This is a genomic window from Pleomorphomonas oryzae DSM 16300 (assembly GCF_000422965.1).
In the GTDB taxonomy this organism is placed as follows: domain Bacteria; phylum Pseudomonadota; class Alphaproteobacteria; order Rhizobiales; family Pleomorphomonadaceae; genus Pleomorphomonas; species Pleomorphomonas oryzae.
In genome coordinates, this window is sequence record NZ_AUHB01000002.1 from 264,322 (window position 1) to 277,971 (window position 13,650).

The following is a 13,650-nucleotide window of genomic DNA, read 5'->3' on the forward strand; positions in this document are numbered from 1 at the left end:
CGCGCCCGTAGCAAGACTGCCGGTTAACCATGCGGCCACGATCATCCCCTGAGGTTTGGCGGAATTCCATTGGGGGGTCGACATCGGTATGGCCGTGCGGGCGTTTCAGCTTCCGATTTCCTACCGCTCTGGTAGCGCCGGCGTCGTCATCGACGCCCGGCCGTTCGCCGTCGGCCTGACGTTTCTTGCTGTTCTCGCGGTGTTTCTGCTGTCCGGTCAGACGTTGAATCTGATCGGCATTCCCTATGACGCGACTGGTGGAAGCGCGCTCCTCAAGATTCATCCCGCGAGCTACATATCAATGCTGGCCTTCGTGGCCTGGATCGTCACCGATGGAGGCCTCGGTTCTTTCCTGGGCCGCTCCTGGCGCGAAAGTCCCGGTCTGCTGGCGCTTTTTCTCGCCATAGGTCTTCTCACCTTCCAGGTGATCTTCGTGCAGAAGATGCCGATTTCTCAGGTGACCGACAATTTCATCCTGACTGCCTGCCTGTTTGTCTCGCTGCTTCGCCTCAGGCCCGATGAGATGAAGCGCGTTGCGCTGGCGGTGCAGGCTATTCTCGTCGTCAACAGCTTCCTTGGCTACGCCGAAGTGCTCGGCGGATTTCGTCTGACGCCGCTCTATGTCAATGGCCAGGAACTTGCCTGGGACTGGCGGGCGACGGCCCTGCTCGGCCATCCGCTGATGAACGCCATGACCACCTCGGTCTGCCTTGTATCGCTGGCTCTCGGCGCCGGACCTTTCCGGCGCGGGCCGCGCCTCATGCTGGTACTGTTCCACTTCGGCGCGTTGTTCTTCTTTGGCGGCCGCACGGCCATCGTGTTGTCGGCCGTCTCGCTAACCGGCGTCGCCGCATTCTGGTTTGCGCGACTCATGCTGGGCACGCGCTTTCCGCTGACGTTGGCCGCCATTGCCATCCTTGCCACCACCCTCTTGGTGGTCGGTGTCATTCTCGCCGTGGATGGCGGGGCGATCGATCGTGTTATTGGCCGTTTCATGGACGATGAGGGCAGCGCCATGGCGCGCGTCGCCATGTTGTCCATTTTCCGCGACATGTCCTGGCCGGAGATCTGGTTCGGGCCGGATGTCGCGGCCGTCAAAGCGATGATGCCGCGGATCGGCACGCCGCTCGCCATCGAAAGCGCCTATATCGGCTTCGTTGCTTATTATGGCGGCTTCGTCACGCTGTTCTTCCTGATGGGACTGGCTGCCTTCCTGGCCGAATTGGTGCGGCGTTTCGGACCGCCCGTTCTGCTGCCGCTTGGCATCTACTTCCTGATCTCGACGGCCGTTTCCTCCTTCTCCACCAAATCGCTGGAGCTCGCTCTTCTGACCACCGTCCTCATCACGGCCTTTTCCAGCCGTCGGCAGTTCCTTGAAAGGATGCCGCCATGCTGATCCGCCAGACCATCCTCTATCTTCCGGCGCAGTTTCTGTCGCCGGTAGCCCAGTTCCTGTCGATGATGATCTGGACCTGGTGGCTGTCACCGACGGAAATGTCCACTTTCGTCCTGGTCACCTCTACGCAGGAGCTCGCCTATATGGTGAGCCGGTCCTGGTTCTCCTTCTACACGCTCCGCTTTCTTCCGCCCGCCGAGGACGTCAGCGGGCGCCGCCGCTACCTTGAGACCGAGACGACGCTGATCGGGCTGCTGACACTTCCCGAACTCGCCGCGGCCGCCCTGTCCATGCATTTCTTCGATGGGCGCGGTGATCAGCTGACCGTCTTCCTGATTATCGCCGCCTATTATGTGACACGCGGTCTCAACAATCACTTCGGCGAGCGGGCGCGGGCACAGGACAAGATTTTCGCCTATACGCTTCTTTTGACCTCCGGTCCGGTGGGTGGTCTCGTTGCCGGGCTTTTTACAACCAATATTTTCGGAGCGTCGGCCGGCGAGCTCCTGCTCGCCTACGCGGCGATGCAGGTAGTCGGTACCGCTGTCGCCCTGCCGATGATCGGCGCCAGTTTCCGGATCGCTCGTCTCGATCTGGCCATTCTGAAGCATGCCATTCTGAATGGTGGGCCGATGTTGGCCGTCAATGGAATCGGCTGGTTCGGCGAGAACGGCATTCGCTATGTCGTCGATCAGATCGGCGGGTCGGCGGCTTTCGGCCTGATGGCGGTCGGCTGGGGTCTCGGCCGCCGTTCTGCCTCGGTGGCCTCGATGCTGGTCGCCGTCGCCGCCTTTCCGATCGCTGCCCGCATGATCAACGCCGGCGACCGCGAGGCGGCGCTCGAACAGCTGAAAACCAACGCCGCCCTGCTCACCGCCGTGCTGCTGCCGTCGGTGGTCGGTCTCTGGCTCGTCACCGACATTCTCGTCGATCTCGCGGTTTCTGAGACCTACCGGGACGTCACGCGGGCCATTCTCGGCCTCGCCGCCTTTGGCGGCATGGTGCGCGCCTATCATGCCCATGCCACCGGTCAGATGCTGATCCTGGATGGTCGCTATGGGTTGCTGCTCAGCATCGGCCTGTTTGAGATTACCGCCACCTGCGGGCTCGCCGCCTTCGGGTTCCATACAAATTATCTGGTGGGCGTCGTCGGCGGCGCGCTGCTCGCCTCCAGCCTGACGCTGGCGCTGTCCGCCATCGCCGCCATCCGGCTCTGCGGCTTCCGCTTCCCGGTTGCCGATACCGTGCGAATCGCCGCCGCAAGCCTCGTCATGGGCCTTGTCGTCCACGCCGTGAACTGGCCGCACACCGCCCTTGGTCTTGTGGGCGCCGTGGCAATCGGCGGTCTTTCCTATGTCGCGACGCTCGCTGCCCTCTATTATAGGCACCTGCCGCCGCTGGTCGGCCTCATCACCGGAAAATTCGCGGGGACGCGACCATGACTTTCATCTCACAGGAATTCCTCGACGACCTGCTGGCGCAGGAAGAACGCTTGCAGTTTCCTGCCTTCGATAATGACACCGCCATCGCGCTCGGTCTTCACCTGATGGAGCTCGGCCGCACCCGTGGCCTGCCGATTACCATCGACGTGACGCGAGCGGGCCAGCAACTGTTCCACGCCGCGCTTGCCGGCACCAGCGCCGACAACGACCAATGGGTGATCCGCAAGAATGCCGTGGTCATGCGCTTCGGCCATTCCTCCTATTACATGGGCCGGCGGGCGGCGCTGAAGGATGTGCCGTTCCACGAAGCAATGTTGGTGGACCCGCTCGAGTACGCCGCCCATGGCGGCGCCTTCCCGATCAGGGTGATCGGTACCGGCCTTGTCGGTACCGTCACCGTATCGGGCCTGCCGCAGCACGAGGACCACGCGCTGGCCGTCGAAGCGATCGAGAGTTTCCTCGCCAAGCATGCCTGAGGGGCGGAGGATCGAAGCCGCGTCTAGCGGCTTTCGGCGCCAAGCGGTGCCCGCGCGAAGCACGAAAGCCAAGGTCGGAGACCGCCGGCGACTGAGGCAGAAAAACAAATATGACAATCGCTTCCAAGCGATTGTCATGACTTCGGGGCTCGACTTTGTCGCCTGTCTGCGTACATAACGAGCGTGACCCTTTTTCGGGCGCGCCGTCGTGCGCAGGAGGCGCTGCGGCCTCGAACGGGAGTACCGATCTGTGGAGATCAAGTGGCTCGAGGATTTCGTGAGCCTCGCCAATACGCGCAGTTTTTCGCGCTCGGCGGTGGAGCGCCGCGTCACGCAATCCGCTTTCAGCCGCCGCATCCAGCAACTCGAACAGTGGCTCGGCGTCCCGCTGGTCGATCGGTCCACCTACCCGACGACACTGACAGCTGAAGGCCGTCGCTTCCGTGAGACTGCCGAAGAAGTCCTACGCCTGATTTTCATCGAGCGCGCCGAACTGCGTTCCGGCCGGGCACAGGGCCAGGGTATCCTGACCTTTTCAACGCTGCATTCGCTGTCGATCTCCTTCTTCCCCTGGTGGCTGAAGGATGTCGAAGCCGGCTTCGGTCCGATCCACGCACGGTTGATCACTGAGAATTTCCACGACAGCATCCGCATGTTCGCCGAAGGCGACTGTGACTTCCTGCTCACCTACGAGCATCCGCGCGTGCCCGTGCTGCTCGATCCGGAGCGTTTCCCGTCGCTCGATCTCGGCGGTGACAGGGTGATGCCGGTGTCGGCGCCTGACGATACGGGCGCGCCACTCTTTCCGCTGCCCGGCGATTCCGACAAGCCCGTTCCCTACCTTGCCTACGCGCCGGAGACATTTCTCGGCCGGCTGGTCTCGGTGCTGCTCGCCGAGCGCGGCGAGGCGCTCAACCTGGCCAAGATCTACGAGAACCCGATGGCCGAGGCGATCAAGACCATGGCGATTACCGGCCGCGGCGTCGCCTGGCTTCCTGCCAACACCATCCGCGCCGAGATCGAAACCGGCAAGTTGGTGGCCGTCGATCCTGAGGCAGTGATCGACATGCGCATCCGCATCTACCGCAACATGGATAAGGTCCGCTCCCGCGTCGAACGGCTGTGGACCTATCTCAAGGATCACACCGACGCGGCCCCGACGGCCCAAACGCCCGCTTGACCCCCATTCGGCCGAGGTACACCCATGCTCGACCTGCTGATTGAGAATGCCAACCTCGCCGATGGCCGCATCGGCGTCGACATCGCCGTCAGCGAAGGTCGCATCGTCGACATTCGGCCAGCCATTGGTGGACCCGCCCAGACCACTATCGACGCGACCGGCCGGCTGGTGACCCCGCCCTTCGTCGATCCGCATTTCCATATGGATGCGACGCTGTCGCTCGGCCTGCCACGCATGAACCGCTCGGGCACGCTGCTGGAAGGGATCGCCCTCTGGGGCGAGCTGAAGCCGCTGCTCACTCAGGAGGCGGTGGTGGAGCGGGCGCTGCGCTATTGCGATCTCGCCGTCAGTCAGGGCCTTCTCGCCATCCGCAGCCATGTCGACGTTTGCGACGACCGGCTGCTTGCCGTCGAGGCTCTGCTGGAAGTGAAGAAGCGCGTCGCTTCCTACATCGACCTGCAACTCGTCGCCTTTCCGCAGGATGGCTTTTACCGATCACCAACCGCCGAGCACAATCTTCTGAGAGCGCTCGACATGGGCGTCGATGTCGTCGGCGGCATTCCGCATTTCGAGCGCACCATGGCGGATGGCGCCGCCTCGGTGCGTCGCCTCTGCGAGATCGCCGCCGAGCGCGGTCTGATGGTCGACCTCCACTGCGACGAGAGCGATGATCCGCTATCGCGTCATATCGAGACTCTGGCCGCCGAGACGATCCGCACGGGATTGCAGGGCAGGGTGGTGGGCAGTCACCTCACGTCCATGCACTCCATGGACAACTACTACGTTTCCAAGCTGATCCCGCTGATGCGCGAGGCGGATGTTCATGCTATCGCCAATCCCTTGATCAACATCACGCTGCAGGGCCGCCACGACACCTATCCCAAGCGACGCGGCATGACGCGGGTGCCGGAACTTCTGAAAGCGGGCGTCAATGTCGCCTTCGGCCACGACTGCGTGATGGACCCCTGGTATTCCATGGGTTCGGGCGACATGCTGGAAGTGGCGTCGATGGCCGTCCACGTCGGCCAGATGACGGCGCTCGATGCCATCGATACCGCCTTCCACTGCGTCACCGACCGGGCGGCCAAGGCCATCGGCCTTGAGAGCTACGGCCTAGAAGTGGGCAAAGCGGCGAGCTTTGTGGTGCTGCAGGCCCGCGATACGGTGGAGGCAATCCGCCTCAAGCCGACGCGTCTCGCCGTTGTCAGAAGCGGGAGCGTCATCGCCGAAACGGCGCCGCGGCTTGCCCGGTTGGATCTGCCCGGTCGCCCCGGTACGGTGGACCCGGCTGCCTACGCCCCGCCGCGGGGAGAATGAACCCCAGCGTCAGTCCTCGCCATCCCAATAGTCGAGGCTGGTTTCCTGTCTGCCGATGAAGCGGAAGCGTTCGTTACGCGTGCCGTCGCCAGCCGGCAGTTGGCCCTTCACCAGGAACTTGCCGGAGTCCGGGTAGTCGATCACGTCGGGTTCCACCATGGTGGAAATGGCGAGATAGCGGAGCGGCCTCTCAGACGTGTTTTCGATCTGGTGGGCAGTCTCCGGACCGCCGGGTGGGCAGGCAATGATATCGCCGGCCCGGACAGGGTATCGTTCGGAACCGATGCGAATGGTGCCTTCACCATCGAGGATCAGGAACATTTCCTCATTGCAGCGATGGTTGTGCAGCGGCGAGGCGCGGCATCCCGGCTGGCTCTCAACCAGCGAATAGCCAAGCATTCGGGCGCCGAGCTGCTCGCCAATGGTGGCAAACCGAGCGGCGTAGCCTTCCGGCGCGACCCGATCGAGGGCATCCTCCGGATCGAAGCTGACGTCTGCGAGGTTGATGATCTTCGGCAAGAGTGCCCTCCGTCAGCCCTGCTTGCGCGCTTCTTTCCAGGTGTTGGTCTGGCTCAGCATCGACTTGAGATAGGCGACGTTGGTCTCCGCCTGCGCCGGATCGAGCTCCTGCCGGGCAATGGCATCGGCTTCCTTGAACTTGCCTTGCAAGCCAAGCGTCAGCGCCAGATTCTGGCGGATGCGGCTGTTGGCGCCCGGCAGCGCCGCCGCCTGCCGCAGCGTCTTCTCGGCATTGGCAATATCGCCAGCTAGCAGATAGGACAGTCCCAGATTGTTGTAGATCGAGGGTTCGCCAGGGGCGATTTGCAGCGCCTTCTGATAGGCGGCTCGCGCTTCGCCCGGATTGCCTTGCTGGTCGAGAATGGCGCCTTCGGCCGAGTAGAGCTTCCAATCGGGGCGATCGGGCTGCTGGGTCTGGCGGATGACCCTGAGCGCCTGATCGAAATTGCCGTTGGCCGCCAGCGCCTTACCGTAGGCGGCGCTCATCTCGGGGTCGTTCTGTGAGGCGACCATGCCCTTTTCGAGCACGGCGACGGCCTGATCGGTGCGGCCGCTGAGCCGAAGGGCGGCGGCGTAATTCAGGATGTTGGTCCGGTTCTTGGGGTCGGCGTCATAGCGCTGGCCCCAGGCCGAGGCGGCGCCGGTAATCTGCGCGTCCGTCATCTTGTCGACCGAGCCGGTCACCGAGACGTTGCCGTGGGTGGCCAGCACCGGCCGGTTATCGGCGCAGCCGGCGGTGGCGAGCGCGAGCAGCAGGGCGAGAAGGGTGGAACGTCGAACGGAAAGCAACATCGATCTCACCGTGGTGAGGGGCGGCGCGGCGCCCCGAATGCTTTCTTTCGTAATCTGTTAACCCTAACGGCCGGTTAATCCGGACCCGCTCGTCGGCGATCCTTGCCTTGCCGCCACCGGTTCCCCTCTCTACATTCGGGGAAATGCCAACCGGAGTTTGCCGTCTTGCTGCCCGTTTTCGCCGCCGCCGATGAAGTCGCCGTTCCCATTCACGCCGTCACGATCGAGGGCCTTGAAGCCAAGCTCGCCGCTCTCGGCGCTGCCGCCTGGGCGAAGGCCAACGCCTTCTCTGCCGAAGAGGGCACGATCCTGGCGCTACCAAACGCTGAGGGCGAAGTCGCTACGGTGCTTTTCGGCCTCGGCCGCGAGGCGAGCAGCCGGCCGCCGCTCCTTGCCGGCAAGCTTGCCACCGCACTGCCGGCCGGAACCTACCGTCTCGAAGGCTGGCCCGGCAGCGTTGGCGAAGCGGTGCTTGCCTTTGCGCTCGGCGCCTACCGCTTCGAGCGTTATTTGAAGCCGAAGACCAACGCCCCACGCCTCGTTCTGCCTGAGGGCGAAGAAGGCACCGAGGCGGACCGGATCGCCGCCGCCATCTATATGGTACGCGATCTCGTCAATACGCCGGCTAATGATCTCGGCCCTGCCGAGCTTGCTGCCGCCGCTCGCGAACTGGCGACGGCGCATGGTGCGGTATTCGAGGAATATCTCGGAGATGATCTTCTGGCTCGCGAGTTCCCGCTGATCGAAGCGGTGGGCCGTGGCTCTCCCCGTCAGGCGCGTCTCATCACCTTCACCTGGGGGCGGGCTGACGCGCCGAAGGTGTCGCTGGTCGGCAAGGGTGTCGTCTTCGACACCGGTGGCCTCGACATCAAGGGCGGCAGTTACATGCTGCTGATGAAGAAGGATATGGGCGGTGCGGCTAACGTGCTCGGCTTGGCTCGCCTGATCATGGAGGCCGGCCTCGACCTGCGTCTGCGCGTCGTGCTGCCGATCGTCGAGAATGCCGTGTCCGGCACCAGCTTCCGGCCTGGCGACGTCTTCCCGTCGCGCAAGGGGCTTACGGTCCAGATCGGCGATACCGATGCCGAGGGACGGCTGATCCTTGCCGACGCGCTGGCTTTTGCCGATGACGAAGCCCCTGACCTGCTCGTTGATCTTGCCACCCTCACCGGCGCCGCCCGCGTCGCCCTGGGACCTGATATTCCGCCTTTCTATACCCGTGACGATGCCTTCGCCGCCGATCTGTCGAAGGCCAGCCTCGCCGCCGGCGATCCGCTCTGGCGCTTGCCATTGTGGGCGCCCTATGAGGAAGGGTTGAAATCGAAGATTGCCGACCTCAACAACGTTGCGCCGGGTGGCTTTGCCGGTTCGATTACCGCTGCCCTCTTCCTCGGGCGTTTCGTCGACAAGGCGAAGACCTGGATGCATGGCGACATCTATGCCTGGGTGCCGGCGGCGAGGCCCGGCCAGCCGGAGGGCGGCGAAGCGCAAGCGATCCGCGCTCTATACCGTTATCTGACGGATCGTTTCGGGCGCGCCTGACCGCCAAGCGAAAAGGGCTCGAGCCAAAAAGCTGTTCGGCGGCGCGCACTTATGCCGCTGCCGGGCGGCACACCTGCGTCTTGCGCATTGCTCTGGTCCGAGCCATTCGGTGAATGCGGGCCACAGTTTTTGTTAAAGTCATGAAAAGAAAATATAAATTGGATTGCGCCAAGATAGCCGGCGTTTCCCTCGTGTTCATGACGATGATTTCGATACGGGGTGGGCCGCATACCAAATCCACCCGATCTCGGATATTCGCCGCAAATCCACGAGAATTGGTATGACGGGGGCGCCGCCGCTCGCCGTATCCTCGGTCAATCCAACGAGAATCGATAGAGTATCGCCGATGTCGACATCCTCCCCTCTGATCCTGGTCATCAATAGCGGCTCTTCGTCGCTGAAGTTCGCCATCTACCCGGTCGGCGAACGCCAGCCGCTAGCCTCTGGCCTTGCCGAGCGCCTCGGCCAGAGCGACGCCACGATCCGTATCGACGTCGACGGCGCCAAGAACAAAACCGCGCTTGTGCCGACCAATCACCAGGGCGCGGTCGATGCGCTGATGGCTTTCCTCAAGGAGCGTGGCTGGTTCGAGCGGGTCGCGGCGGTCGGCCATCGCGTCGTCAACGGCGGCGAGCGCTTTACCGAGAGCCAAATCGTCACCGACGATGCCATGGTCGAGGAGATTGGCACCTGTCCTTTCGCCCCGCTGCATAATCCGGCACATGCGATCGGCATGCGGGCTGCCATCCATGCCTTCCCGACGCTGACGCAGGTGGCGGTGTTCGACACCGCTTTCCATCAGACCATGAAGCCGGAGGCCTACCTCTACGCCCTGCCCCGCAAATACTATCGCGATCTCGGCGTGCGTCGTTACGGTGCCCACGGCACCTCTCACCAGTACGTTTCCGGCGAGACCATCCGTCTGCTCGGCCTCGATCCCAATGATAGCGGCGTTGTCGTCTGTCACCTTGGCAACGGCTCTTCGGCCACCGCCGTTCTGAACGGCAAGTGCGTCGACACCTCGATGGGCCTCACCCCGCTTGAAGGCCTGGTCATGGGCACCCGCACCGGCGACGTTGACTACGGCGCGCTCGCCTACATCGCCAAGAAAACCGGTCTCGACGTCGACGGTCTCGAAAAGATGGCCAACCGCGAGAGCGGCCTGCTCGGCCTGTCCGAGCTCTCCAACGACTGCCGCACGCTGACCGAGGCGGCCCAGGCCGGCAACCATCAGGCCGAGGAGACGCTCGACGTCTTCGTCTTCCGTCTCTGCCGCTATATCGGCGCTTTGACGGCTGCTCTGCCGCGCCTCGATGCGGTCGCCTTCACCGGCGGCATCGGTGAAAACTCCGCTTATATCCGGGCCAAGACGCTGAAGCGCCTGTCGGCGCTCGGCCTCGACCTCGACGAGGAAGCCAATGCCACGATCTTCGGCGGCAAGAGTGGTATCGTCTCGCGGTCGAGGAAGCCGGTGGCCATCGTGGTGCCAACCGACGAAGAGCGTGTGATCGCCGAGGATACGGCCCGCCTCGCCGGTCTTCTGCCTGCCAAAGCCTGATGCGAAAGGGACGAAGGTTATGACTCCGAAATCCTCCTACCGCACGTTCTTCCTGGCGCCGACCTCCAGCCAGCAGGGTATCTCCTCGGTGGCGCTCGGTCTCGTCCGGGCGTTCCAGCGCGAGGGCTATGACGTCGGCTTTGCCAAGCCGGTTGCCGACCCCGAGGCTTATCCCGACGGGCTGGACCGCTCGGTGCACTTCGCGCGCACGCTGCTCGGCCTCAACACGCCCGATCCGATCCCGGCCGAGCGTGCCGAGGAAATGATCCGCACCGGCAATCTCTTCACGCTGCTCGAAGAGATCGTCGCGCTGGTCGAGGAAGCGCGCGGCAAAAGCTCCATCGTCATCGTCGAAGGCCTGCTGCCGTCGACCACCCATCCGCTGACCATCGATCTCGACATCGCCATGGGCCGGTCCCTATCCGCCGAGATCATCCCGGTGGTGCCTGGTCTTGACGCCACCGTGAAGTCGATTGTCGGCGACCTCGCCGACGCTCACCACCGTTTCCTCACCGAAGGTCGTCCCTTTGCCGGCCTGATCGTTGGCCGCGCTCGCGGCGGCGACGTCAAGGCCGAGGAATTTGCCAAGGCGCTCGAAGCGGCGAATATCGGCGTGCCGGTGCTCGCAGTGACGTCCGACGAGCCGGCGCTCAATGCGCCGCGCCTCATCGACGTCGCCTCGGATCTCGGCTTCGGCATTCTCAGGCCCGGCGATATCAAGAAGGCCCGCGTCGGCGAGATCGTCATCGGTGCCCGCGGCCCCGACAAGGTGGTGAAGGCCTTGAAACCCGGCACGCTGGTCGTCACCCCGGGCGATCGCTCCGATATCATCATCACTACCACCCTGGCCCGTTCTTCCGGTCTGCCGATCGCCGGACTGCTCCTGACGTGTGACGAGCCGATGGCCCCGTCCATCTCGGAGTTCCTGGCGCCGCGCTTCGGCGATCTGCCGGTGCTGACCACCGAACTGCAGACCTATGACGTCGCCGTCCGCCTCAATTCGATGGACCGCCGCGTTCGTCATGAGGACGCCGAGCGCATGGAAAAGCTGCTCGAGCACGTCGCCGATCACATCAACCTTGCTCCGCTCGCTCCAGCGACGGCGCGCTCCAACGACGGCCTGATGACGCCGCCGATGTTCCGTCATCGCATGATCCAGGAGGCACGCGCTGCCAACCGCCGTATCGTGCTGCCGGAAGGTGACGAGCCGCGCACCATCAAGGCGGCCGTCATCTGCACGCAGAAGCGCATTGCTCGTTGCGTGCTGGTCGGCGATCCCAAGGCGATCAAGGACGTCGCCACCATGCACGGCATCGATCTGCCGCCGGAGCTGGAAATCCTCGATCCGTCCAAGGTGCGTGGCAGCTACGTGGCGCCGATGGTCGAGCTGCGCAAGTCCAAGGGACTGACCCCGCCGCAGGCGGAGGCCCAGCTCGAGGACAACGTGGTGCTCGCCACCATGATGCTGGCCATGGGCCACGTCGACGGTCTGGTCTCCGGCGCCGTTCACACCACCGCTTCGACGGTGCGTCCGGCGCTGCAGCTCATCAAGACCGCGCCCGGCAACTCGATCGTCTCCAGCGTGTTCTTCATGCTGATGCCCGATCAGGTACTGGTCTACGGCGACTGCGCCATCAACCCCGACCCGTCGGCGGACGAACTGGCCGAAATCGCCTGTCAGTCGGCCGATAGCGCCCGCTCGTTCGGCATCGACCCGCGCGTTGCCATGATCTCCTACTCGACCGGCACCTCCGGTACGGGCAGCGACGTCGACAAGGTGCGCGCCGCCACGCTCAAGGTGATGGAGCGCCGCCCCGACCTCTTGGTCGACGGCCCGATCCAATACGATGCCGCCTCGGTCGAGAGCGTCGGCAAGCAGAAGGCGCCGGGTTCGCCGCTGGCCGGCCACGCCAACGTCTTCGTCTTCCCCGACCTCAATACCGGCAACACCACCTACAAGGCGGTGCAGCGTTCGGCCAACGTCGTGTCGGTCGGCCCGATGTTGCAGGGGCTCCGGAAGCCGGTGAACGATCTGTCGCGCGGCGCGCTGGTCGACGACATCGTCTACACCATCGCCTTGACCGCCATTCAGGTCGGCCAGAGCGAGCGGCCGGCGCAGGCAGCCGCGGCCGAGTAAAAGAACGGCGGCACATTGAATGACAAAGCCGGCGGCCTCCAAGCCGCCGGCTTTTTTGCTGCTATTATGCCGGCTAACTAACGAGCCGCCTTGATCGAAGCCGACACGCACGACGGCATGAAAAAGCCACCGGAAACCGGTGGCTTTTGGGCTTATTCCCGGAAATCCGTCTCAGTTGGCGACGGCTAGTTCCGTCCTTAGCCGCTCCGTCTCGAAGGAAGCGTCGAGGATGCGCTGTAGTTCGGCGGCCCGGCGGAAGCTCGGCTCCGTGGTCTTGCCCGCCTTCACGGCGTCAAAGAAGCGCTTGTAGTTCATCGGCACCGGTTTGGCCGTGACGGGGCGCCAGGTCTGGCTGTTGATGTCTTTCACGCCTTTGCAGACGCGTAGCCAGGTGCCGTCCGAACCATTCTGGATCTCCAAGGCACCCTTGTCGCCGAACACGCGGACTCGCAACGTGTTGGCGTAGCCGGTGGCAAAGCGCGACGCGTGGATGACGCCGATGGCGCCATTCTCAAACTCCAGCGTGCCGGCGAAGCTGTCGTTGGCGTCGAGCGTATATTCACCGATCTGATCGTCAGGTGCCTTGTGAAAGGTCTTGAGGCGGCCGAAAAGCTTGGTTACGTCGGTGCCGGCACCGAAGGAGGCGAAATCGAGGATGTGAATGCCGACATCACCGATCACCCCCTTGGAACCGTGATTTTCCGACAGGCGCCACAGCCAGCGGCTCTCGGTCCGCCAATCGCCCCAGTGCGTGCCGGTCAGCCAGCTCTGCAGATAGCTCGCCTCCACATGCTTGACGTCACCGATGGCCCCCGAGATGACCATCTGGTGCATCTTGTGGATCTCGGGGACGTTGCGGTAGCTGAGGTTGACCATGCCCACGACGCCTTCCTTCTCGGCGGTCTCGGTCATTTCCAAGGCGTGGGCATAGTTGGTGGCCAGCGGTTTCTCGCACAGTACGTGCTTGCCGGCGGTGAGCAGTGCCATGGTCGTCGGATAATGGGCGAGATCGGTGGTGACGTTGGACGCCGAGTCGAATTTGCCCCAGACGATGGCGTCTTCCACCGTGGCGAAGGTGCGGGGAATGTTGAATTCCTTGGCGAAGGCGGTGGCATACTCGGGGAATATGTCGACGCAACCGACGATTTTCACGCCGCGGATCTGGGCGAAGTGCTTGGCATGATGGCGAGCCATGCTGCCGGTGCCGACAATGATAAGGCGCATGTTGGAGGGTCCGTGAGGGAAGAGGGGCGAAAATGGAGAGCGGCCGGCGGGAGAGCCGGCCGCTTGG

At 63.8% G+C, this 13,650-nt stretch carries 11 protein-coding genes; 8 read left to right on the plus strand and 3 right to left on the minus strand.

All coding sequences use genetic code 11. The features are described 5' to 3' along the window. Positions 1-88 precede the first annotated feature (88 nt). From G522_RS0104140 to G522_RS0104160, 5 genes are all read left to right on the plus strand, one after another. Positions 89-1,396, plus strand: a complete 1,308-nt coding sequence (locus tag G522_RS0104140; protein ID WP_026789951.1) for a VpsF family polysaccharide biosynthesis protein — start codon at positions 89-91, stop codon at positions 1,394-1,396. Beyond that, positions 1,390-2,838 (plus strand): lipopolysaccharide biosynthesis protein, encoded by a 1,449-nt coding sequence (locus tag G522_RS0104145; protein ID WP_026789952.1) that lies wholly within the window; start codon positions 1,390-1,392, stop codon positions 2,836-2,838. The genes G522_RS0104140 and G522_RS0104145 overlap by 7 nt, the downstream gene beginning before the upstream one ends. After that, entirely contained in the window at positions 2,835-3,314 is a 480-nt protein-coding gene (locus G522_RS0104150; protein WP_026789953.1) for a heme-degrading domain-containing protein, read from the plus strand. Before G522_RS0104145 ends, G522_RS0104150 begins: the two co-directional genes overlap by 4 nt. Positions 3,315-3,564: 250 nt before the next feature. Beyond that, complete coding sequence (locus G522_RS25555) at positions 3,565-4,494, plus strand: LysR substrate-binding domain-containing protein (protein ID WP_051228285.1); 930 nt, start codon at positions 3,565-3,567, stop codon at positions 4,492-4,494. A 24-nt stretch (positions 4,495-4,518) separates the two neighbouring features. Beyond that, positions 4,519-5,811: an amidohydrolase family protein gene (locus G522_RS0104160; RefSeq protein ID WP_026789954.1), complete on the plus strand. Its 1,293-nt coding sequence runs from the start codon at positions 4,519-4,521 to the stop codon at positions 5,809-5,811. Positions 5,812-5,820: 9 nt separating this feature from the next. Here the strand turns inward: G522_RS0104160 and G522_RS0104165 are convergent, their stop codons facing one another. Beyond that, on the minus strand, positions 5,821-6,330 hold the full coding sequence (locus G522_RS0104165) for a cupin domain-containing protein (RefSeq protein WP_026789955.1): 510 nt from the start codon (positions 6,328-6,330) through the stop codon (positions 5,821-5,823). Between the two features lie 12 nt (positions 6,331-6,342). Next, positions 6,343-7,122 (minus strand): tetratricopeptide repeat protein, encoded by a 780-nt coding sequence (locus tag G522_RS0104170; protein WP_026789956.1) that lies wholly within the window; start codon positions 7,120-7,122, stop codon positions 6,343-6,345. A gap of 165 nt (positions 7,123-7,287) precedes the next feature. On the opposite strand from G522_RS0104170, the gene G522_RS0104175 reads away from it, so the two are divergent. The 3 genes from G522_RS0104175 to pta all read left to right on the plus strand — a co-directional run bounded on the left by G522_RS0104175 (position 7,288) and on the right by pta (position 12,359). Then, on the plus strand, positions 7,288-8,664 hold the full coding sequence (locus G522_RS0104175) for a M17 family metallopeptidase (protein WP_084632735.1): 1,377 nt from the start codon (positions 7,288-7,290) through the stop codon (positions 8,662-8,664). Positions 8,665-9,010: 346 nt separating this feature from the next. Next, on the plus strand, positions 9,011-10,222 hold the full coding sequence (locus tag G522_RS0104180; RefSeq protein WP_026789958.1) for an acetate/propionate family kinase: 1,212 nt from the start codon (positions 9,011-9,013) through the stop codon (positions 10,220-10,222). Between the two features lie 19 nt (positions 10,223-10,241). After that, on the plus strand, positions 10,242-12,359 hold the full coding sequence (gene pta, locus G522_RS0104185) for a phosphate acetyltransferase (protein WP_026789959.1): 2,118 nt from the start codon (positions 10,242-10,244) through the stop codon (positions 12,357-12,359). 171 nt (positions 12,360-12,530) lie between these two features. Here pta and G522_RS0104190 read toward each other — a convergent pair whose 3' ends face one another. Further along, positions 12,531-13,583, minus strand: a complete 1,053-nt coding sequence (locus G522_RS0104190; RefSeq protein WP_026789960.1) for a Gfo/Idh/MocA family protein — start codon at positions 13,581-13,583, stop codon at positions 12,531-12,533. Positions 13,584-13,650 lie beyond the last annotated feature (67 nt).

What these genes read in the sequence shown, in the direction of transcription:
- G522_RS0104170 (WP_026789956.1), bottom strand. Translation starts at nt 7,122, where the DNA reads ATGTTGCTTTCCGTTCGACGTTCCACCCTTCTCGCCCTGCTGCTCGCG.
- pta (WP_026789959.1), top strand. Translation starts at nt 10,242, where the DNA reads ATGACTCCGAAATCCTCCTACCGCACGTTCTTCCTGGCGCCGACCTCC.
- G522_RS0104145 (WP_026789952.1), top strand. Translation starts at nt 1,390, where the DNA reads ATGCTGATCCGCCAGACCATCCTCTATCTTCCGGCGCAGTTTCTGTCG.
- G522_RS0104190 (WP_026789960.1), bottom strand. Translation starts at nt 13,583, where the DNA reads ATGCGCCTTATCATTGTCGGCACCGGCAGCATGGCTCGCCATCATGCC.
- G522_RS0104150 (WP_026789953.1), top strand. Translation starts at nt 2,835, where the DNA reads ATGACTTTCATCTCACAGGAATTCCTCGACGACCTGCTGGCGCAGGAA.
- G522_RS0104140 (WP_026789951.1), top strand. Translation starts at nt 89, where the DNA reads ATGGCCGTGCGGGCGTTTCAGCTTCCGATTTCCTACCGCTCTGGTAGC.
- G522_RS0104180 (WP_026789958.1), top strand. Translation starts at nt 9,011, where the DNA reads ATGTCGACATCCTCCCCTCTGATCCTGGTCATCAATAGCGGCTCTTCG.
- G522_RS0104160 (WP_026789954.1), top strand. Translation starts at nt 4,519, where the DNA reads ATGCTCGACCTGCTGATTGAGAATGCCAACCTCGCCGATGGCCGCATC.